Genomic DNA, 19,726 nt, shown 5'->3' on the forward strand with positions numbered 1-19,726 from the left:
GGAGGGAGAGGGGCTATTGATCTCAAGCGGCTTGCAAGCGTAGTTGCCGTGCTGCCGCGACCATGTTGATCAGTGCCGCCTCAGTCTCGGCCCAGGCCCGGGTTTTAAGGCCGCAGTCGGGGTTGACCCATAGCCGCTCAGCGGGAATACGCTGCGCTGCCTTGCTCAGTAACTTGATCATCTCGGCCGTTTCCGGCACCCGTGGCGAGTGGATGTCATACACACCCGGGCCGATGTCGTTCGGATAGTCGAACGCTTCAAATGCATCAAGCAGTTCCATGTCCGAGCGCGAGGTTTCGATGGTGATCACGTCCGCGTCCATCGCGGCAATCGACTTGATCACATCATTGAACTCGCTGTAGCACATATGGGTGTGGATCTGGGTTTCATCCCCCACACCCGAGGCACACAGACGGAAGGCTTCCACCGCCCAGTCCAGGTATTCCTGCCACTGTGCACGGCGCAACGGCAAACCTTCACGGAACGCGGCTTCGTCGATCTGCACGATTTTGATCCCTGCCTGTTCCAGATCCACCACTTCATCGCGGATCGCCAGAGCCAGTTGTTGCGCCTGTACTTTGCGCGATACGTCTTCGCGGGGGAAGGACCACATCAGCATGGTCACCGGGCCTGTCAGCATGCCTTTCATCACCTTGTCGGTCAGGCCCTGAGCGTACTTGATCCACTCAACGGTCATGGCCTGCGGGCGGCTCAGGTCGCCGAAGATGATGGCCGGTTTTACGCAACGTGAACCGTAGCTCTGTACCCAGCCGTATTGGGTGAACACATAGCCGTCCAGTTGCTCGGCGAAATACTCGACCATGTCATTGCGCTCGGCCTCGCCGTGTACCAGTACGTCCAGACCCAAACGTTCCTGGACCAGTACAGCGTTGCGGATTTCGCTGTGCATCGCGTCGGTGTATTCGCTGGTCGACAACTTGCCTTGTTTGTAAGACTGACGCGCCAGACGAATCGAAGCAGTCTGCGGGAACGAGCCGATGGTGGTGGTCGGGAATGCCGGCAGATTCAAGCGGGCACGCTGCACTTCGATCCGTGCAGCAAAGGGTGACTGGCGCTGGCTGTCGGCGTCGGTGATCGCTGCAATACGGGCTTGTACGGCGGCCTTGTGAATACGTGGCGAGCTGGCCCGGCTTTGTTGTACGGCGCGACTTTGGGCCAGGGCTTCTTGTACCTTGGGGTCTTGCGGGATATTCAGCGCATCACGCAGCACTGCAATTTCAGCGCACTTTTGCTTGGCGAAGGCCAACCAGCTTTTCAGTTCGGCATCCAGTTTGGTTTCGCGGTCCAGATCCACCGGGCTGTGCAACAGCGAGCAGGAACCGGCTACCCACAGGTTATCGCCAAAACGCTCTTCGGCTTCCTGCAGTTGCGCCAGGGCGTTTTCCAGATCGCAGCGCCACACGTTGCGGCCATTGACCAGGCCCAGGGACAACACTTTGTAAGTCGGCAGACGGTCCAGAATGGCATGCAACTGGTCGGGAGCACGCACCAGATCCACGTGCAGGCCATCCACCGGCAGGCCGACCGCCAGGCCGAGGTTGTCTTCCAGGCCGCTGAAGTAGGTGGCAACCAGCTTCTTGAGTGGCGAGTATTGAAGAATGTGATACGCGCGTTCAAAGGCGTTTTTCCATTCCTGTGGCAGGTCGAGCGACAGGATCGGCTCGTCGATCTGTACCCATTCCACGCCCTGCTCAGCCAGGCGGGACAGGATTTGAGCGTAAACCGGCAGCAGGTTTTCCAGCAGGTCGAGCTTGTTGAATTCGTTGCCTTTGGCCTTGCCCAGCCACAAGTAGGTCAACGGGCCAATGATCACGGGTTTGACCTTATGGCCCAGCGCCTGTGCTTCTGCCGTTTCTTCAAACAGCTCGTTCCAGCTCAGATCAAAGCGCTGGTCCTGACTGAATTCCGGTACCAGATAGTGGTAGTTGGTATCGAACCATTTGGTCAGTTCCTGGGCATACTGGCCTTTGCCGTGCTCAGCACCGCAGCAGCTCTGACTGGCACCGCGAGCCATGCCAAACAGGGTATCCAGGGTTGGCTGGCGCTGCTCGTCCAGGGTGCTGGAAAAACGCGGGGGGATCACGCCGAACGTCAATGAGTGGGTCAGCACCTGGTCGTACCAGGCAAAGTCACCGACCGGCAACAAATCGATGCCTGCGTCTTTTTGCAACTGCCAGTGGGTGGCACGCAATTGGCGGCCAACGTCTTTCAGCGCGGCCTGGTCAATATCACCCTTCCAGTAGGCTTCGAGTGCTTTTTTCAGCTCGCGGTCTGCGCCGATGCGGGGGAAACCAAGATTGTGTGCCAGGGCCATAACAACATTCCTTCGTGTAAGTAATGGCACTATTATCGACACCCGCCACAACATGAGACAAACTCAACGTTTTCGTGTTGATCATCAAAGTTACTCATGGAGCCACTGTGCTGGAAATTCGTCACCTCAAAACCCTGCACGCGTTGCGCGAGTCAGACAGTCTGGTCGAAGCAGCCGAACGCCTGCACCTGACCCAGTCCGCTTTATCCCACCAGTTCAAAGAGCTTGAAGAGCGCATGGGCATGCCCCTCTTTGTGCGCAAAACCAAACCGGTTCGCTTCACCAGCGGCGGCTTGCGCCTGCTGCAACTGGCCGATGCCATGCTGCCCCTGCTGCGCGGTGCCGAGCGCGATATCGCACGTCTGGTTGGCGGAACGGCCGGTCGTCTGCATATGGCGATTGAATGCCACAGCTGCTTCCAGTGGTTGATGCCGACCATTGACCAGTTCCGCGATGCCTGGCCCGAGGTCGAGCTGGATCTGGCATCCGGTTTTGCCTTCGCACCCTTGCCGGCACTGGCCCGGGGCGATCTGGATCTGGTGGTCACGTCCGACCCGCAGGAAATCGCCGGGCTGACCTATGTGCCGCTATTTACCTATGAAGCCATGCTAGCAGTGGCCAATCAGCATCCATTGGCCAGCAAGCCATTTATCGTGCCTGAGGATTTGAGCAGCGAAATTCTGATCACTTACCCGGTGGAGCGCGATCGCCTCGACATCTTTACCCGCTTCCTGGAGCCGGCCGATGTAGAACCTGCGCAGGTTCGCACCTCGGAGCTGACAGTGATGATGATGCAGCTGGTAGCCAGCGGCCGGGGAGTCTGCGGGATGCCGCACTGGGCGCTGCATGAATACAGCTCACGGGGTTATGTGAAGGCCAAACGCCTGGGCGAGAAAGGCCTGTTTGCGACACTCTACGCCGCGATTCGCGCCGACATGCTGGATGCACCTTATATGCGCGACTTTTTGCTGACAGCCAAGGACACGTCATTTTCGACGCTGGATGGCGTGAGTGCGGTTCGCTGACAACGGCAAGGCAGTTTGGGAGCGGGCTTGCCCGCTCCCACCCAGAGCCCGGTCAGCTCTCTTCTATATTGACCAACCGGCGCATATGCACCCGGTCGTAATAGGCCTCCCCCACCCGAATTGCGCAGTCTTCCAGCCCTGACTGTGCAAAACCGCAGCGCTGGTACAACGCCAGTGCAGCATCGCTGTTAACGCTGACCGTCAGTTCGATCACCTTGGTTTCGGGCTCTTGCTCAGCCAGTGAAACCACCGCCTGCACCAGATGCTCCCCCAGCCCTTGCCCACGAAAAGCCTGCGACACATACAAACCAAACAACGTGGTCTTGTGCCGGGCATCTTCCCAGGGTTCGAATGCCAGGCCGACAATGCCCACCAGTCGGGAATCGACAAAAGCACCGAACAGGGCGCTCAGTTCATCGTCCAGTTTTGCTTCCCACCAGCTCAGCGGTAACTTCTCACGTTGGGTTATGGAGGATACAAAAGCCTCGGGGTGCTGCGCATAAGCCTCAAGCATCAGTTGGCGATAAGCCTTGGCGTTTGCGGGTTCAAGCAGTTCTATAGCCATTACGGGTCCAGGTCATACGGTTTTACGTTGTTCCAGCATCAGCCTCACCGCCAGTGCGGCCAGCACACCGCCCATCACATAGCGCTGCACGGCCAGCCATAGCGGGTTGCGTACAAACCACACGGCAATACCGCTGGCAAACAGCGCGATCAGCAGGTTAACCGTGAAGCTGACGCTGATTTGAGTCAGGCCCAATACAATACTCTGAGTGAACATCGAACCGTGTTCCGGGTTGATGAATTGCGGGAAAACCGACAAATAGAACACCGCCACCTTGGGGTTGAGTACGCTGGTCATAAAGCCCATCGTCAGTAGCTTCGGCATGGCATCCGGCGCCAGGTCCCGGGCTTCGAACGGTGAGCTGGCACCCGGGCGTACAGCTTGCCAGGCCATCCACAGCAGATACAGGGCGCCCGCCCACTTGAGTGCCTCATAGGCCATCGGTACAGCCATAAATACCGCCGTCAAACCCGCAGCGGCGGCAAACATGTGCACGAAAAAACCCGCCACCACCCCGAGCAACGATGTGACGCCTGCCTTGCGCCCCTGGCAGATGGAGCGCGAGATCAGGTAGATCATGTTCGGCCCTGGCGTCAGCACCAACAGCAGGCAGGCCGCAGCAAAAATCAGCAATTCATGGGCTGGAATCATCAGGCCGTCCGGGACTGCAAGGCATTGCGATAAAACGGCAGGACCAGATCCCGGGTCAACGGCGCCAGTACCAGGCCGCCATCGCCCTCGGGGTCGATCCACTGCACTTCTTCAATTTCTGCCGCTGCCACAACGGGCTGACTGATATGCACCAGGAACAGCTCGGCCTGTACCTCAAAACCCGGTTCGTTGACCGCAGGGGCAGCGAAATGGCCCAGCCAGGTCGCGCTGGCCGGGTCGATCACCAAAGCCAGCTCCTCTTCCAGCTCACGGGCCAGGGCGTCGACCGGCTGCTCACCGGCATCGATCTTGCCGCCGGGTTGCATAAAGGCCTGGGTGCCGCGCTTGCGCACCAGCAGGGTCCGCCCATCGAGGCCAATCACTACGGCAGCGGCAATACGAATGATTCTGGAGGTTGCGGGTTCAAATGAGGTCACGGATTTCGGCCAACAAAACAGTAAGGTCAAGAAGGATTGCACGACCCAACGCCCCTGAAAATACACAGATGTCACTTTTACCCGAGCCTTCTGTATGAAGTGCCCGACTTTGGTCGGGATGCTGCCACAGATGAAATCCCGTTCAATGAATAATCTGACAGGGAGTTGGCATTTGCTTGATAGATGACCAACACTCCCCCCAGCAAACCTCCGACTCAAAGAGAGGGTTCTATTGTCCTTTTTCTGTTCTTGACCACGCCAGGCATCGCCGCCTGGCGGAACAGACCAGCCTGAAACAGGAAACCGTATGAGCCTGTCACTGTTAAGCCGTTATGCGTTTTTTGCATTCTGCGTCATCTTCACCCTCGCCAGCCTGCCCTTTATGCACCATGAGTGGCTGTGGCCCTTCACGGCCGTGTCACTGGCCTTGAGCCTGCTGGGGATTTTCGATTTGCTGCAAAGCCCCCACGCCGTGCGTCGCAACTACCCGATCCTGGGCAATATTCGCTATCTGGTGGAAGCCATCCGCCCAGAGATTCGCCAATACCTGCTGGAATCTGACAGCGATGCGCTGCCCTTCTCACGGGCGCAACGTTCGCTGGTGTACTCACGAGCCAAGAATGAGAGTGCCGACAAGCCTTTCGGCACTCTGGTTGACGTTTACCAGCCCGGTTTTGAATTTATCGGCCACTCCATGCGCCCGGCCCCGTTGACCGACCCCAGCAGCTTTCGCATCGTGGTGGGCGGCCCGCAATGCAGCCAGCCGTACTCGGCGTCGATCTTCAATATTTCAGCCATGAGCTTTGGCTCACTGAGCGCCAACGCCATCCGCGCCCTCAATCAGGGTGCCAAGCTCGGTAACTTTGCCCACGACACGGGTGAAGGCAGTATCAGCTCCTATCACCGTGAGCATGGTGGTGACCTGACGTGGGAACTGGGCAGTGGCTACTTCGGTTGCCGCACTTCGGACGGGCGTTTCGACCCTGAGCGTTTTGCCGCCCAGGCTCGCACGCCACAAGTGCGGATGATTGAAATCAAAATGAGCCAGGGCGCCAAACCAGGCCATGGCGGTATCCTGCCCAAGCATAAAGTGACCGCGGAAATCGCCGAAACCCGCGGTGTGCCCATGGGTGAAGACTGCATCTCGCCTTCGCGCCACAGCGCCTTTTCAACGCCTATCGAGCTGATGCAATTTATCGCGCAGTTGCGTGAGCTGTCCGGCGGCAAGCCCGTGGGCTTCAAGTTTTGCCTGGGTCACCCGTGGGAGTTTATGGGCATTGCCAAGGCCATGCTGGAAACCGGTATCCTGCCGGACTTTATCGTGATTGATGGCAAGGAAGGCGGCACCGGCGCGGCGCCCGTAGAATTCACCGACCATATTGGCGCACCGCTGCGCGAAGGCTTGTTGTTCGTACACAACACCCTGGTGGGCCTGAACCTGCGTGACAAGATCAAGCTCGGCGCCAGCGGCAAGATTGTCAGCGCATTCGATATTGCCAGCGTGCTGGCCATCGGTGCCGACTGGGCCAACTCGGCGCGAGGCTTCATGTTTGCCATTGGCTGCATTCAATCGCAGAGTTGCCATACCAACAAGTGCCCCACCGGCGTGGCCACCCAGGACACCTTGCGCCAGCGAGCGCTTGTAGTGCCGGACAAGGCCCAACGGGTTGTGCAGTTCCACCAGAACACCCTCAAGGCCCTGGCCGAAATGCTGGCTGCGGCTGGCCTGGAGCATCCGGCGCAGCTCAAGGCCAAGCACCTGGTACGACGCATGTCCGCCACCGAAATCAAACTGTTCTCACAGTTGCATGTGTTCCTCAAGCCCGGCGAACTGCTCACCGGCGAGGTCAATGGCGAGTTCTATTCGCGCATGTGGCAAATGGCCCGTTCGGACAGCTTTGAGGCCAACGAAATAGCGGCGGCCTGACGGCCCACCAGCAGGCCGCGCTGAAATAAGGCGCTGGCGGGTGTGTTCGAGCAGTAGCTCGAGACATTCAGTAATATCCAACCTTTGCATTTAACCCGTAATACCATCACCCTGCGCGCCGCCGATACGCGGCGCGCAACCTCCGCTGCGCCCGTCGGTCTTAATTAAACCCTTTGTTTGAGTACTCGCCGTGACGCTGAACGGACGCGACCACCGCATCGATTTTTTTCGCGGGCTGGCGCTGATTTTTATTTTTTGGGACCACATCCCGCACAACCCGCTGGCCGAATTTACGGTGCGCAATTTCGGCTTCAGCGATGCTGCGGAGATTTTTGTATTCCTGGCCGGTTATGCCGCCGTGCTGGCCTACGGCAAAATCGCTCAACGTGACGGTTTGTTGGTCGCCAGCGTGAAGATCCTGCGCCGCGCCTGGGTGCTGTATGTGGTGCATATCTTCCTGCTGGCGGTGCTGATGGGCATCGTGTTTTTTGCCAACAACCATGTCGAAACCCGTGACCTGGTGCAGGAAATGGGCCTGCAGTACTTCCTGAGCAATCCGCAACAGGCCCTCACCGACGAACTGCTGCTGCGCTTCAAACCCAACCTGATGGACCCGCTGCCGCTGTATATCGTGCTGTTGCTGGGTTTGCCGCTGGTGCTGCCGATGCTGCTGCGCAAGGCAGGCTATGTGGTTGCCGCGTCCCTGGCCCTGTACTTGCTGGCGCCGGTGTGGAACCTCGCGGCTCAGGAAGGCGGCGTGTGGTTTTTCAACCCTATGGCCTGGCAGTTTCTGTTTATTCTGGGCGGTGCAGCAGCGATCCACGGGCAGCAACCCAAGGCTGCGCAAAACCGTCCCCTGTCGCGTCAACCGGTGTTTTTGGGAGCAGTACTCTATCTGCTGGTGACCGGCCTGCTGGCACTGTCATGGCGATGGCCGCAGTTTCACGATGCGCTCATGCCGCTCTGGCTGGGCGAGTACCTGTACCCGATCAGCAAGACCAACCTTTCACCGGTACGCCTGCTGCATTTTCTGGCCCTGGCTTATGTGGCGGCCAAAGTGGTGCCCCACGGCAACTGGCTGAATAACCGGGTGGCCCGCCAGGCATGCCGCATGGGCCGCTATTCGCTGGAAGTGTTCTGTCTGGGAGTGATCCTGGCGCCGTTGGCTGACATGCTCAATGCGCTGGGCGGTGACGGGTTTGTCGTAAAGGTATTCAGCGCCCTGATGGGCGTGGGGATCATGGCCGTGCTGGCGGCCTGGCTGGACTGGAACAAGCGTCTGAACCGCAAGTAGCGAAAGCTGTTGTGGGAGCGGGCTTGCTCGCGATGGAAACGCCGCGGTTGGTCTGACCAACCGAGGTGCTTTTATCGCGAGCAAGCCCGCTCCCACATTGTCAGTGAGTCTGCGTGCGCTGCGTAGGCTGCAGCTTGAACACATAGAACAGCACGGTCAGCAGGATCAGGAAGGCTGGGCCTACAAACAGTGCGATTCGGGTTTCTTCGAAGTAGGCCATCAACCCGACCACCATAAACAAGAACCCCAATGCCGCGTAAGAGCTGTACGGGTACAACCACATACGGTACTTCAGGGCTGCCGCTTCCTGCGGGCTCAGACTCTTGCGAAAGCGCAGTTGCGCCAGCAGGATCATCAACCAGGTCCAGATTGCGCCAAAGGTGGCAATGGCCGTCACCCAGACAAACACCTTCTCCGGCGCCATATAGTTGAGCACAACCCCCAGCAGCAGCACGGCAATCGACAGCAGCAACGCCTGACGCGGCACACCGTTTTTCGCAGTGGTGGCGAAGTTGGCCGGGGCCTGGCCGTTTTGCGCCAGGCTGTAGAGCATGCGACCGGTGCTGAAAATGCCGCCGTTGCACGACGACAATGCCGCGGTAATCACCACAAAGTTGATAATGCCTGCTGCCGTCTTGATGCCCAGACGTTCAAAGGTCATTACAAACGGGCTGCCCGAGGTGCCGATTTCGTTCCATGGGTAGATGGACAGAATCACGAACAGTGCGCCGACGTAGAACAGCAGAATGCGCCAGAACACCGAGCCAATCGCACTCGGAATGGTCTTTTGCGGGTTCTTGGCTTCGCCGGCAGTCAGGCCGATCATCTCGACGCCCAGGTAGGCGAACATCACCATCTGCAAGGACATCAATACGCCCTGGATCCCGTTGGGCAAAAAACCACCGTGAGCCCAGAGGTTGGAAATACCCAGAGCGACTCCGTTATTGCCGAAGCCGAACGCGATAATGCCGATACCGCCGAAGACCATCGCAATGATGGTGACGATCTTGATCAGGGCAAACCAGAACTCGAACTCGCCAAACGCCTTGACCGCGATCAGGTTGATCGAGCCCATGCTGATCAGCGCCGCCAGGGCCCAGATCCAGCGCGGCACATCGGGGAACCAGATGCCCATGTACACCGCCACGGCGGTGATTTCCGCGACACAGGTCACCAGCCACAGGAACCAGTAGTTCCAGCCGGTCAGAAACCCGGCCAACGGGCCGAGGTAGTCCTGCGCGTAGCGGCTGAACGAACCGGCTACCGGGTTGTGCACGGCCATTTCGCCCAGTGCACGCATGATCACCAAAATGGCCAGGCCGCCGATGATGTAGGACAGCATGATGGCCGGGCCGGCCATTTCGATTGCTTTGGCCGAGCCCAGGAACAGGCCTACGCCGATACAGGCACCAAGCGCCATCAGGCGAATGTGGCGCTCGCCCAGTTCGCGTTTGAGTGGACCGCCCTGCACGCTATCTGCGTGGGGCTGGTGGTTGCCGACTGGCATAAAAGTACAACCTCGTATTGTTATTGGGTATCCATCAACAGAGCGTTCGAAAAGACGGGCGGGTTACCTGTCTTGCCCCCCTGACCGGCCTGGACCTTGTAGGTCGGTAGGTCAAAAGAGAAATGCCCTGCTGAGATCGGCGGCGAGTATTGCACAGCGTTGGTGCACAGTCATGCCCCTACCTAGGACCTATTTACCTCCCGCAAAGGCTCTATTCCTGCACTTACATGGGTAAGCCAAGTTGTGGATGCATCCCGACCCTGGATTTATGAGAGCCATTCAGCAGACCGTGCCTATAGAAACACCAGATAAGCCTCACAAATTTTTCACCCGAATCTGCCAGCGTCTACGCTTCTATCAAGCGCAACCAATATGCGTACCTGGATCTGTCGACTATGGGCGTACTGTGGAACTCCAACTCCAGCAAGACGAGGGTGTCATCAGTTGTAACGGACGATGCCGCACCTGCGCCACAACCTCCTGAGCCCAGGCGTTATGGATGGTTTGTGCTCGGGCTTGGGGTGCTGGCCGTCCTGGTTGTGCTGTGGTTTGTGATGGCCCAGGAGGTGCGCAGTTCCAAGTTGCAAGCCCGCGAGTTCAGCCGTTTTGCTGCGTCGCTCAGCTATTCGATGCACGAAGGGCCCAGCAACGCGATGCTTTATCCCGGCGCAGGCCCTTTCGATAAACGCTTGGGTTACAGCGCACTGGGCGACTTTCTGGCACGCCTTCAAAAACGTGATTACGTCATTACTCAACAAAGCCGCTTTTCACCAGCGCTCTTGAGCTATAGCGAGAAAGGGTTTTTCGTACCCTATTCAGAAAAAATTCAGACCGGACTCTCGATCACCGACTGCGCTGGCAGTTCGCTTTATCAGTACAAGTACCCGCAACAGTTGTATCCCAGCTTTGCAAGCATCCCCCCGCTGGTGGTTCACAGTTTGCTGTTTATCGAAAACCGCAACCTGCTCAACCCTGATGAACCCCAGGCCAACCCTGCCGTGGACTGGCCGCGCTTTGCCATGGCGGCCTACTCCCAGGCTGCAAAACTGCTGCACTTGCCGGGGCAATCTGCGGGCGGCAGTACCCTGGCCACCCAACTGGAAAAGTATCGGCACTCTCCCGATGGGCTGACGCTCTCAGGCGGCGAAAAATTGCGCCAGATGGTTTCTGCCAGCGTGCGTGCCTATCAGAACGGCCCGCAAACCCTGCCAGCCCGGCAAAAGGTGGTGCGTGATTACCTCAACAGCGTGCCACTGTCGGCGGTGCCTGGCCACGGCGAGGTTCACGGCATGGCCGAAGGGTTGCGGGTGTGGTACGGCGCCGACTTCAATCAGATCAACCAGCAACTGAGCAGTACCGCCACTGACCCAAAAAGCCTCGCATCAAGAGGCCTGGCCCTGCGTGAAGTGCTGTCGCTGATGATCGCCCAACGTCGGCCCTCACACTACCTGGCCAAGGGCCGTGATGAGCTCGCGCAACTGACCGACAGCCATATCCGCCTGCTGGCGCAGAACAATGTGGTCGACCCGGCCCTGACCGCCGCCGCGCTGGCCAGCCGCGTGACTTACCGCGACTGGGCGCAGGCGCCAACCCTGCAACCGAATGAAACCAACAAGGGCATCAGCGTAGCCCGCAGCCGCCTTTCGGTGCTGCTCAAACGCCCGCTGTATGACCTCGACCGCCTGGACCTGTCTGCCACCAGCACCTTGCAGGGCGACTTGCAGGGCCAGGTCAGTGACTACCTGCGCCAGCTGGCAAACCCGGCATTTGCCGGCAAAATCGGCCTGCTCGGCCCCTACCTGCTAACGCCCACCAGTACCGCGCAAGTGCGCTACAGCTTCACCCTGTTTGAACTTACGCCGGACGGCGCCCGCGCCCGGGTACAGACCGACAGCACCGACCAGCCCTTCGATATAAATGAAGGCAGCAAACTGGAACTGGGCTCCACCGCCAAACTGCGGGTGTTGACCACCTATCTGCAGATCATTGCCGAGCTGCATGACCGTTACGGCGGCCAGCCTGGCACGACGCTGAAAAAAATCCCCATCACCCACCAGGATCCGCTGACCCGCTGGGCACTGGCGTACCTGATCGAAAATCCTGGTGCACAACTGACACCCATGCTGGATGCCGCACTCAACCGTCAGTACTCGGCCAACCCCGGCGAAGGCTTTTTTACCGGTGGCGGTATGCATCACTTCCACAACTTTCGCAGCCAGGACAACAACCGCATCGCGACGCTGCGCGATTCGATCCGTGAGTCGATCAACCTCCCCTTTGTGCGCCTGATGCGCGACGTGGTGCGCTACACCAGCTATCAGTCGCCGAGCAATAACGCGGACCTGCTCAGTGACGACAGCAACCCGATGCGCCAGGAATACCTCAGTCGTTTCGCCGACCGCGAAGGCACCACCTTCATGCTTAAGTTCTGGAAAAAATACCGCGGGAAAGACTCAAAGGCCCGCCTTGATACCTTCTTGGACAGCATGCACCCCACCGCCATTCGCATGTCGGCAGTGCATCGTTACCTGTTCCCCCATGCCGATCAGGCTACCTTCAACCGCTTCGTGCGCTCGCATCTGACTAACGACAAGATCACCGACGAGCGTCTGGACAAGTTGTACCAAGGCTATGGCCCCGGCGCTTACAACCTGCCTGACCAAGGCTATATCGCCAAAGTCCATCCGCTGGATCTGTGGTTACTGGGGTATTTGCTCAATAACCCGCAGGCCACCTTCCAGCAAGCTGTCGACGCCAGCGAACATGAGCGTCAGGAAGTTTACAGCTGGCTGTTTAAAAGCAGGCACAAGAGCGCCCGCGACAGCCGCATCCGCACCATGCTGGAGATCGAAGCCTTCCTTGATATCCATCAGCGCTGGCAAAAAGTCGGCTACCCCTTCGACCACCTGGTGCCGTCTCTCGCCACCGCACTGGGCAGTTCGGGGGATCGCCCGGCGGCACTTTCCGAGCTGATGGGCATTATCCTTAACGATGGCGTACGTTTGCCGGTATTACGCATTGATACCCTGCATTTCGCCGCAGATACTCCCTATGAAACCCGCCTGGTCAACGACCCTGACGCAGGCGTAAGGGTCATGCCCAGCGAAGTGGCCACGGCACTGCGCGAAGCCCTGTCGCAAGTGGTGGATGCCGGTACGGCGCGACGGGTATCGGGCAGTTTCAAGCTCGACGACGGCACACCCCTGGCCATGGGCGGCAAGACCGGCACCGGCGACAACCGCATCGAAAGCATGGGTGCTGGCGGACGTATCCTTAGCTCCAAGTCGATCAATCGCACGGCGACCTTCGTGTTTTATATCGGCGAGCATCACTTCGGCACCTTGACTGCGTTCGTTCCCGGACGCTCGGCCGAGGCTTTCAAATTCACCTCGGCACTGCCGGTGCAAGTGCTCAAGGGCATGGCACCGATCCTTACGCCGTATCTGCAACCAGGCACCAACACCTTGTGCCTGGCACCTGCGCCAGTACACACCGCAGCGAAATAGCCAAGCTGTGGGAGCGCTCCCATTGAGAATCATTACCGTTCGTCGACTGGGTTTTTACATTCCTTAAGATATATCTTAAGTTATGTCTAACTTAATGAGAGAGCGAAAAGACAATGAGAGACCATCATCCCCATCACCGCGAACATGGCGCGGGTCAAGACGGCTTCGAGAAACGCCCCGGTCGCGAACGCGGTGGCCGCGCCCCCCGGGTTTTTGCCCCGGGCGATCTGAAATTATTGCTGTTGGCGCTGATCGCCGAGCAGCCCTGCCACGGCTACGACCTGATCCGCCAGATCGAAGGTTTGTTCGACGGTGCCTACAGCCCCAGCCCTGGCGTGATCTACCCCACGCTGACCTTCCTTGAAGAGAGCGAGCTGATTCAGGGCGACGCCGAAGGCGGAAAAAAACGCTATACCGTGACCGATGCCGGTCGCCAGTACCTGACCGATCAGGCGGTAGCACTCGATGGCGTGCGGATGCGCATCGACGTCAGCAAGCGCTCACTGCGCGGCCATGATCGCCCGGCCGAGATTCACGAGGCGGTGCACAACCTGCGCCATGCCCTGCAAATGCACCACGGTCGCTGGAGCCCGGCAGAAATCCTGCGGGTACGCGACTTGCTCAACAACACCGCCAAAGCCATCGTCGATGGCCCTGTATCTGCCCAGCCTGCGCAGGAGAACGCTGAATGAATGCTGCCACACCCCAGACCATTCACCGGGTCATGCATGAAATCAAACGTCGTAAACTCGAAGTGCTGCGCGTGGTCGACCTGACCCCGCGCATGCGCCGAATTACCGTGGGAGGCCCACAGCTGACGGGGTTTGTCAGCCTGGGCAGCGATGACCATGTAAAGCTGTTTTTTCCGCAGACCGCCGAAGAACAGGCAGCGCTGGAAACCCTGGAACTGAGCGCCGGGCAAAAAGGTGGAATGCCGCCGATGCGCGACTACACCCCACGCCGTTTTGACTTGAACACCTTTGAGCTGGACATCGATTTTGTCCTGCACGGTGACGGCCCGGCAGCCACTTGGGCCGCCCAGGCCACGCCCGGGCAGTATCTGCATATCGGCGGGCCGCGCGGTTCGATGGTAGTACCGGACATCTTTGACAGCTACCTGCTGATCGGTGACGAAACCGCGCTGCCGGCCATTGCCCGGCGCCTTGAAGAGCTGCCTGCCAACCGCCGTGCCCTGGTGGTGATCGAGGTCGAAAACGCGCTTGAAGAACAACCCCTGCACAGCGCCGCAGCGGTTGACGTGATCTGGGTACACCGTGATGTACCGGGCGAGGACCTGCTTAAAACCGTCGAAGCATTGAGCATCCCCGAAGGTGCGCTGTACACCTGGGTGGCCACCGAAAGCGCGCTGTCGCGCAAAGTGCGCCGAGTGCTGCTGGACACCCACGGCCTGAACGAAGAATTCGTCAAGGCTGTGGGCTACTGGCGCCTGGATGGCAGTACCGAAGAGTAATTGCTCCTACACCCCGTAGCAGCTGCCGAAGGAACGTGGCTGGGTTCGGCGACGTAGTCGTCGCAATATCAGACACCACGCTGAGCCAGTTAACCCCGGTTCTCAGTGTATACGACTGCTTCGCAGCCGAACGCAGCCTCGTTCCTTCGGCAGCTGCTACAAGTACTTGCGCCCCCTGAGACGATCCACCGCCACCACCCCCAATGCCACCGCCACAAACCCCGCCAGAATTCCGCCAGCATTGATAAACGTCTGCCAATAGCCCAGTTTTTCGACATCGACAAACGGATACGGGTACACACCCAGCAGGTGCCCACGCAACAGGATGTAGGCGAAATACAGCAGCGGATACAGCATCCAGAGTCCGATATGGCTCACGCGCAACAATCCCTTGGGCACGTAAAACCACCAGTACAGCGTAAACAGCACCGGCATCACGTCATGCAATATCTCATTGGCTAGCCATTGCAGACCTTCAGGCTGCCAGAGTTGGCGCAGCAACAGGCTATACGCCGCTCCCACCACGATAATGCTGACAGCAATGCCGCTGCTAACCCACGGTTGCAAGAAAAACGCCCTGCCTTTTGACGGGGGGGTATCGGCTGCACAGGTCAGTACGCTGGCGGCCAGGGTGTTGGTCAAAATGGTGAAAAAACTGAAATAGCTCACCAGCCCACCCACCACACTCGCACCGCTCTGCCAGCGGGCGAACAGTACCAGCTCAAGCTGAATCGCCAGGCCGCTCCAGCCCAGGATCGCCAGCAGCAGGCAGAGCCTGTGCCTGGACAACGCACTCATGTGCCGATCAAAGCTCGCGCTTGGTACGGGCGTATTTCACATAGAGCTTTTCGACCTTTTCCCGCGCCCAAGGGGTTTTGCGCAGGAACGTCAAACTCGACTTGATACTCGGGTCGCTCTTGAAGCAGCGAATATCAATGCGCTCGGCCAGCCCCTGCCACTGGTAATGCGCCACCAGCGCAGTGAGGATCTGTTCCAGCGTCACGCCGTGCAATGGGTTGTTGTTGGGTTCAGTCATGCCGGGCCTTTAAAGCAAAAGAGAGAAAGCCGCGCACCTTAGCCGAGCACCTGCTCAGGGGGAAGTGCATTCGCCAAGCAACCAGTCTAGCCGTGTCCCGGGGCAGAAATGAAAGTTCCGCTTTGACAGATTAAAGTGATGTTATATTGTAACTATACCTGTCCAGTCAAAGAGCGCTCAGCGCCGCTTTCTTTCGTCACCCTGCCAAGGAACTTGTAATGTCCTCCCCTGCACTCCCGCGTCACTTGCGTCGCCTTCGTCTAACGCCGCTCGCCACCGCACTGCTGCTCGCCTCCCCGGCCTACGCCCTCGATCTGCCCCAGCAAGTCATTACCGGCAACCCCTTGGGCAACACCCAGCTGGCCTCACCCACAACGGTACTGGAAGGCGACGACCTGACCCTTAATCAGCAAGGCAGCCTGGGCGAAACCCTCAACAAACAACCCGGCGTGTCTTCGTCCTACTTCGGCCCGGGCGCTAGCCGACCGATCATTCGCGGCCTGGATGGCGACCGTATTCGCATCTTGCGCAACGGCGTCGGCGCTCTGGATGCCTCATCGCTGTCTTATGACCACGCGGTACCGCTGGACCCGGTCAACGTCGAACGAATCGAAATTGTTCGCGGCCCTGCCGCCCTGTTGTACGGCGGCAACGCCATCGGCGGCGTGGTCAACACCTTCGACAACCGTATCCCCACTACCGCCATCGACGGCATTCACGGGGCAGGCGAACTGCGCTACGGCGGTGCCGACACCACCCGCAGCAGCGCGGGCAAGCTGGAAGCCGGTGATGGCACCTTCGCCCTGCATCTGGATGCCAACGCCCGCGAGTTCAACGACCTGAAAATCCCCGGCTATGCCCGCAGCCGTCATGCCCCCGAAAGCGAAGACGGTGACGAGAAAAAAGGCCGTCTGGGTAACAGCAATGGCCGGCAGGACGGCGGTGCCGTGGGCGGTTCCTACACCTGGGAAGATGGTTACGCAGGCTTGTCGTACAGCACTTACGACGCCAACTACGGCTCACCGGCCGAGCAGGACGTACGCATCCGCATGAAGCAGGATCACTACGCCTTTGCCTCCGAAATCCGCAACCTGCAAGGCCCGTTCAGCTCGCTGAAAATAGATGCCGGCTACACCGATTACGAGCACCGCGAAATCGAGGGCGGCGAAGTCGGCACCACGTTCAAGAACAAGGGCTACGAAGCCCGCGTTGAAGCCCGCCATGTACCGATCGGCCCGGTTGAGGGTGTCATTGGCGCACAGGTCAATCGCAACGAATTTTCGGCCCTTGGTGAAGAAGCTTTCGTACCGCAAACCGACACCAACAGCGGCGCCCTGTTTGTGCTTGAAGAACTGCAGGCCACCGAGCGCCTCAAACTGAGCCTCGGCGGGCGCCTTGAGCGCACCGTGGTCGACCCGGACGCCAAGGGCAATGAGCGCTTTGCCGCGGCGGACCGTTCAAGGAGCTTCACGGCGGGCAGCCTGTCTTCAGGCGCCGTGTTCACCCTCACCCCGATCTGGTCGCTGGCGGCCACCCTGGGCTATACCGAACGCGCACCAACGTTCTACGAGCTGTACGCCAATGGCGCCCACGTCGCTACCGGCACCTATGAAGTAGGTAACGCCAATCTGTCGAAGGAAAAAGCCGTATCCAGCGACCTGGCCCTGCGCTTCGACAATGACACCCACAATGGCAGCATCGGGGTGTTCTACAGCCACTTCTCCAATTACATCGGTCTGCTGGGTACAGGTCGTACACTGAACGACGAAGGCGAGCCAGACGCCGACGGCATTCCGGAATACACCTATTCCGGGGTTAGGGCGCGTTTCACCGGCTTTGAGGCCAAGGATCACTGGAAGCTCGGAGAAAGTGCCTATGGCAAGTTTGCACTGGAACTGTCGGGCGACTACACCCGCGCCACCAACCTCGACACCGGCGAAGCCTTGCCGCGGATTGCCCCGCTGCGCCTGAGCAGCGGCTTGCTGTGGGAAATGGACCGCTGGCAAGCGCGGGTTGACGTCGAACATGCCAGCAATCAGGGCCGTGTGCCGGCCAACGAATCGGGCACTGATGGCTACACCACTCTGGGCGCCAGTGCCGGTTATCACTTCGATGTGGGCAGCAGCCAGTGGCTGGCGTTTGTCAAAGGCGACAACCTGACCAACCAGACCGTGCGTTATGCCAGTTCTATTTTACGTGACATCGCCCCCGCACCGGGGCGCGGTATCGAGGTAGGCCTGCGCACCACGTTCTAAGCTGCACAGCAGTAAATACACGGCCTCCAATCAAGTCGGGGCGCGACAAAAGAGCCCTGGGACGAACCGTCGCAGCACACTGTTACTGAATCAGAAATGATCCATGTCACTTAAAGTGCTGTTTCTAAACGTTTCGGGGCTTTATCATTTCCGCATAAAGGGCTGAAACGATTCATTCTGCCCTTAACTCTGAAGTGTCAGCCCTGCCCTCAAAGACAGCGCTACCCACTGCCACAGCCATACCTATAAAGACTCGCATCTCGACCTATGTCCACATTCCTGAATATGCGCAAACACAGCGCGCTGCTTCCTGTTGCCGGGCAAAAAGCTCTGGCTTTGATCGGCGGCATTACCGCTCTGGGCCTGGCTACTTGCGTGCAGGCGGCCCCCGCCTTTGACGCTGACTCCAAGTGGATGCTCGGCGATTGGGGTGGTACCCGTAGCGAACTGGAAAAGCAGGGTTACTCCTTTTCCCTCGACTATGTAGGCGAAGTCGGCTCCAACCTGCACGGCGGCTATGACCATGACCGCACGGCGCGCTACAGCGACCAGTTCGGCCTGGGCACGCACCTGGACCTGCAAAAGATCCTGGGCTGGGACGACGCTGAATTTCAGCTGACCATCACCCATCGCAGCGGCAACAACATCAGCAATGACCGCATCAACGATCCACGGGTGGGCGGTTTCACTTCGGCCCAGGAAGTCTGGGGCCGTGGCCAGACCACGCGCCTGACGCAAATGTGGTACCAGCAGAAATTCTTTGACCAGAAGCTCGACATCAAAGTCGGCCGCTTTGGTCAGGGCGAAGATTTCAACTCGTTCCCTTGCGATTTCCAGAACCTGGCGTTCTGCGGTTCACAGGTGGGCAACTGGGCCGGCAGCATCTGGTACAACTGGCCCGTCAGCCAGTGGGCCCTGCGGGTCAAGTATCACCTGACCCCCGAGTTGTACGCACAGGTCGGTGCCTATGAGCAAAACCCGTCCAACCTGGATCGCGGCAACGGCTTCAAGCTCAGCGGCAGCGGCACCCAGGGCGCAGTACTGCCGATCGAACTGGTGTGGACGCCAAAAATTAATGGCCTGCCAGGGGAATACCGCGCGGGTTACTACTACAGTAATGCCAAGGCAACAGATGCTTACAAAGATGCCAACGGCCAGCCAGCAGCCTTGACCGGTGAAGCGTATCGCAGCAGTTCAAGCAAACACGGGATGTGGCTGGGTGTGCAACAACAGCTCACTACCCGCGCCAGCGACCAGTCGAGGGGCTTGAGTGTGTTTGCCAATGCCACCATGCACGACAAGAAAACCAACGCCGTGGACAACTACGTCCAGGCTGGCGTCGTCTACAAAGGCGTGTTCGATGCCCGTCCCAAGGACGATATCGGCTTTGCCATGGCGCGCGTTCACGTCAACCCGGCTTATCGCAAGAACGCCCAGGCCACTAACCAGGCCCGCGCCATCTACGATTTCGACAACCCGGACTACCTGCCTCCCCAGGACACTGAATACAGCGCCGAGCTGTACTACGGCATCCACGTCACCAACTGGCTGACCGTTCGACCGAACCTGCAGTACATCCGCCACCCGGGCGGCGTCAGCCAGCTGGATGACGCACTGATTGGCGGTCTGAAAATTCAAAGTGCGTTCTGACAAACGGACTGCGACAACAACCTTGAAGGTTGTGATCGAACACCTATTTAGCTGATTCACTCCCGCG

Annotated in this window: 15 protein-coding genes; 8 read left to right on the forward strand and 7 right to left on the reverse strand. The window is 59.0% G+C overall.

From position 1 onward, the window contains the following. Positions 1-22: 22 nt before the first annotated feature. Positions 23-2,335 (reverse strand): 5-methyltetrahydropteroyltriglutamate--homocysteine S-methyltransferase, encoded by a 2,313-nt coding sequence (metE, locus tag HBN79_RS21400; protein WP_095001422.1) that lies wholly within the window; start codon positions 2,333-2,335, stop codon positions 23-25. Positions 2,336-2,442: 107 nt separating this feature from the next. Here metE and metR point away from each other — a divergent pair, with 107 nt between their 5' ends. Beyond that, on the forward strand, positions 2,443-3,360 hold the full coding sequence (gene metR, locus HBN79_RS21405) for a transcriptional regulator MetR (protein ID WP_095001423.1): 918 nt from the start codon (positions 2,443-2,445) through the stop codon (positions 3,358-3,360). Positions 3,361-3,412: 52 nt separating this feature from the next. On the opposite strand, the gene HBN79_RS21410 is transcribed toward metR, so the two are convergent. Genes HBN79_RS21410 through HBN79_RS21420 form a run of 3 tightly spaced genes read right to left on the reverse strand, consistent with a single transcriptional unit; the run spans position 3,413 to position 5,013 of the window. Beyond that, positions 3,413-3,925, reverse strand: a complete 513-nt coding sequence (locus HBN79_RS21410; RefSeq protein WP_169917152.1) for a GNAT family N-acetyltransferase — start codon at positions 3,923-3,925, stop codon at positions 3,413-3,415. A 12-nt stretch (positions 3,926-3,937) separates the two neighbouring features. Then, a complete protein-coding gene (locus tag HBN79_RS21415) occupies positions 3,938-4,576 on the reverse strand; it encodes a LysE family translocator (RefSeq protein ID WP_095001425.1) in 639 nt (212 codons plus the stop codon). Further along, positions 4,576-5,013, reverse strand: coding sequence for an NUDIX domain-containing protein (locus HBN79_RS21420; RefSeq protein WP_095001627.1), 438 nt, complete (start codon positions 5,011-5,013; stop codon positions 4,576-4,578). The genes HBN79_RS21415 and HBN79_RS21420 overlap by 1 nt, the downstream gene beginning before the upstream one ends. Before the next feature lie 307 nt (positions 5,014-5,320). Between HBN79_RS21420 and HBN79_RS21425 the strand changes: the two genes are divergently transcribed. Together HBN79_RS21425 and HBN79_RS21430 are read left to right on the forward strand one after the other, a co-directional pair. Next, entirely contained in the window at positions 5,321-6,940 is a 1,620-nt protein-coding gene (locus tag HBN79_RS21425; protein WP_095020390.1) for an FMN-binding glutamate synthase family protein, read from the forward strand. Between the two features lie 190 nt (positions 6,941-7,130). Next, a complete protein-coding gene (locus HBN79_RS21430; protein ID WP_095001427.1) occupies positions 7,131-8,234 on the forward strand; it encodes an OpgC domain-containing protein in 1,104 nt (367 codons plus the stop codon). Positions 8,235-8,334: 100 nt separating this feature from the next. Here HBN79_RS21430 and HBN79_RS21435 read toward each other — a convergent pair whose 3' ends face one another. Continuing rightward, positions 8,335-9,741 carry an amino acid permease gene (locus HBN79_RS21435; protein ID WP_095001428.1) on the reverse strand — a complete coding sequence of 469 codons (1,407 nt, stop codon included), beginning with the start codon at positions 9,739-9,741 and terminating at the stop codon, positions 8,335-8,337. A gap of 395 nt (positions 9,742-10,136) precedes the next feature. Between HBN79_RS21435 and HBN79_RS21440 the strand changes: the two genes are divergently transcribed. From HBN79_RS21440 to HBN79_RS21450, 3 genes are all read left to right on the forward strand, one after another. Beyond that, positions 10,137-13,247: a transglycosylase domain-containing protein gene (locus HBN79_RS21440; protein WP_169917153.1), complete on the forward strand. Its 3,111-nt coding sequence runs from the start codon at positions 10,137-10,139 to the stop codon at positions 13,245-13,247. Between the two features lie 113 nt (positions 13,248-13,360). Beyond that, complete coding sequence (locus HBN79_RS21445; RefSeq protein ID WP_169917154.1) at positions 13,361-13,939, forward strand: PadR family transcriptional regulator; 579 nt, start codon at positions 13,361-13,363, stop codon at positions 13,937-13,939. After that, positions 13,936-14,718: a siderophore-interacting protein gene (locus tag HBN79_RS21450; protein ID WP_095031951.1), complete on the forward strand. Its 783-nt coding sequence runs from the start codon at positions 13,936-13,938 to the stop codon at positions 14,716-14,718. Before HBN79_RS21445 ends, HBN79_RS21450 begins: the two co-directional genes overlap by 4 nt. A 156-nt stretch (positions 14,719-14,874) precedes the next feature. Here HBN79_RS21450 and HBN79_RS21455 read toward each other — a convergent pair whose 3' ends face one another. Together HBN79_RS21455 and HBN79_RS21460 are read right to left on the reverse strand one after the other, a co-directional pair. Continuing rightward, positions 14,875-15,516: a Pr6Pr family membrane protein gene (locus HBN79_RS21455; protein ID WP_095024187.1), complete on the reverse strand. Its 642-nt coding sequence runs from the start codon at positions 15,514-15,516 to the stop codon at positions 14,875-14,877. Between the two features lie 7 nt (positions 15,517-15,523). Next, positions 15,524-15,754, reverse strand: a complete 231-nt coding sequence (locus tag HBN79_RS21460; RefSeq protein WP_095001433.1) for a VF530 family protein — start codon at positions 15,752-15,754, stop codon at positions 15,524-15,526. A gap of 218 nt (positions 15,755-15,972) precedes the next feature. On the opposite strand from HBN79_RS21460, the gene HBN79_RS21465 reads away from it, so the two are divergent. Continuing rightward, complete coding sequence (locus HBN79_RS21465) at positions 15,973-18,009, forward strand: TonB-dependent receptor (protein WP_169917155.1); 2,037 nt, start codon at positions 15,973-15,975, stop codon at positions 18,007-18,009. A gap of 285 nt (positions 18,010-18,294) precedes the next feature. Further along, entirely contained in the window at positions 18,295-19,659 is a 1,365-nt protein-coding gene (locus HBN79_RS21470) for a carbohydrate porin (protein WP_095001628.1), read from the forward strand. The last annotated feature ends 67 nt before the right edge of the window (positions 19,660-19,726 follow it).

This window comes from Pseudomonas sp. WS 5051 (assembly GCF_012985715.1).
Classification (GTDB): Bacteria; Pseudomonadota; Gammaproteobacteria; order Pseudomonadales; family Pseudomonadaceae; genus Aquipseudomonas; species Aquipseudomonas bubulae.

Coding starts and splice junctions, on each gene's coding strand:
- HBN79_RS21460 (WP_095001433.1), bottom strand. CDS start 15,754: ATGACTGAACCCAACAACAACCCATTGCACGGCGTGACGCTGGAACAG.
- HBN79_RS21450 (WP_095031951.1), top strand. CDS start 13,936: ATGAATGCTGCCACACCCCAGACCATTCACCGGGTCATGCATGAAATC.
- metE (WP_095001422.1), bottom strand. CDS start 2,335: ATGGCCCTGGCACACAATCTTGGTTTCCCCCGCATCGGCGCAGACCGC.
- HBN79_RS21415 (WP_095001425.1), bottom strand. CDS start 4,576: ATGATTCCAGCCCATGAATTGCTGATTTTTGCTGCGGCCTGCCTGCTG.
- HBN79_RS21445 (WP_169917154.1), top strand. CDS start 13,361: ATGAGAGACCATCATCCCCATCACCGCGAACATGGCGCGGGTCAAGAC.
- HBN79_RS21410 (WP_169917152.1), bottom strand. CDS start 3,925: ATGGCTATAGAACTGCTTGAACCCGCAAACGCCAAGGCTTATCGCCAA.
- HBN79_RS21455 (WP_095024187.1), bottom strand. CDS start 15,516: ATGAGTGCGTTGTCCAGGCACAGGCTCTGCCTGCTGCTGGCGATCCTG.
- HBN79_RS21435 (WP_095001428.1), bottom strand. CDS start 9,741: ATGCCAGTCGGCAACCACCAGCCCCACGCAGATAGCGTGCAGGGCGGT.
- HBN79_RS21425 (WP_095020390.1), top strand. CDS start 5,321: ATGAGCCTGTCACTGTTAAGCCGTTATGCGTTTTTTGCATTCTGCGTC.
- HBN79_RS21440 (WP_169917153.1), top strand. CDS start 10,137: ATGGGCGTACTGTGGAACTCCAACTCCAGCAAGACGAGGGTGTCATCA.
- HBN79_RS21465 (WP_169917155.1), top strand. CDS start 15,973: ATGTCCTCCCCTGCACTCCCGCGTCACTTGCGTCGCCTTCGTCTAACG.
- HBN79_RS21470 (WP_095001628.1), top strand. CDS start 18,295: ATGCGCAAACACAGCGCGCTGCTTCCTGTTGCCGGGCAAAAAGCTCTG.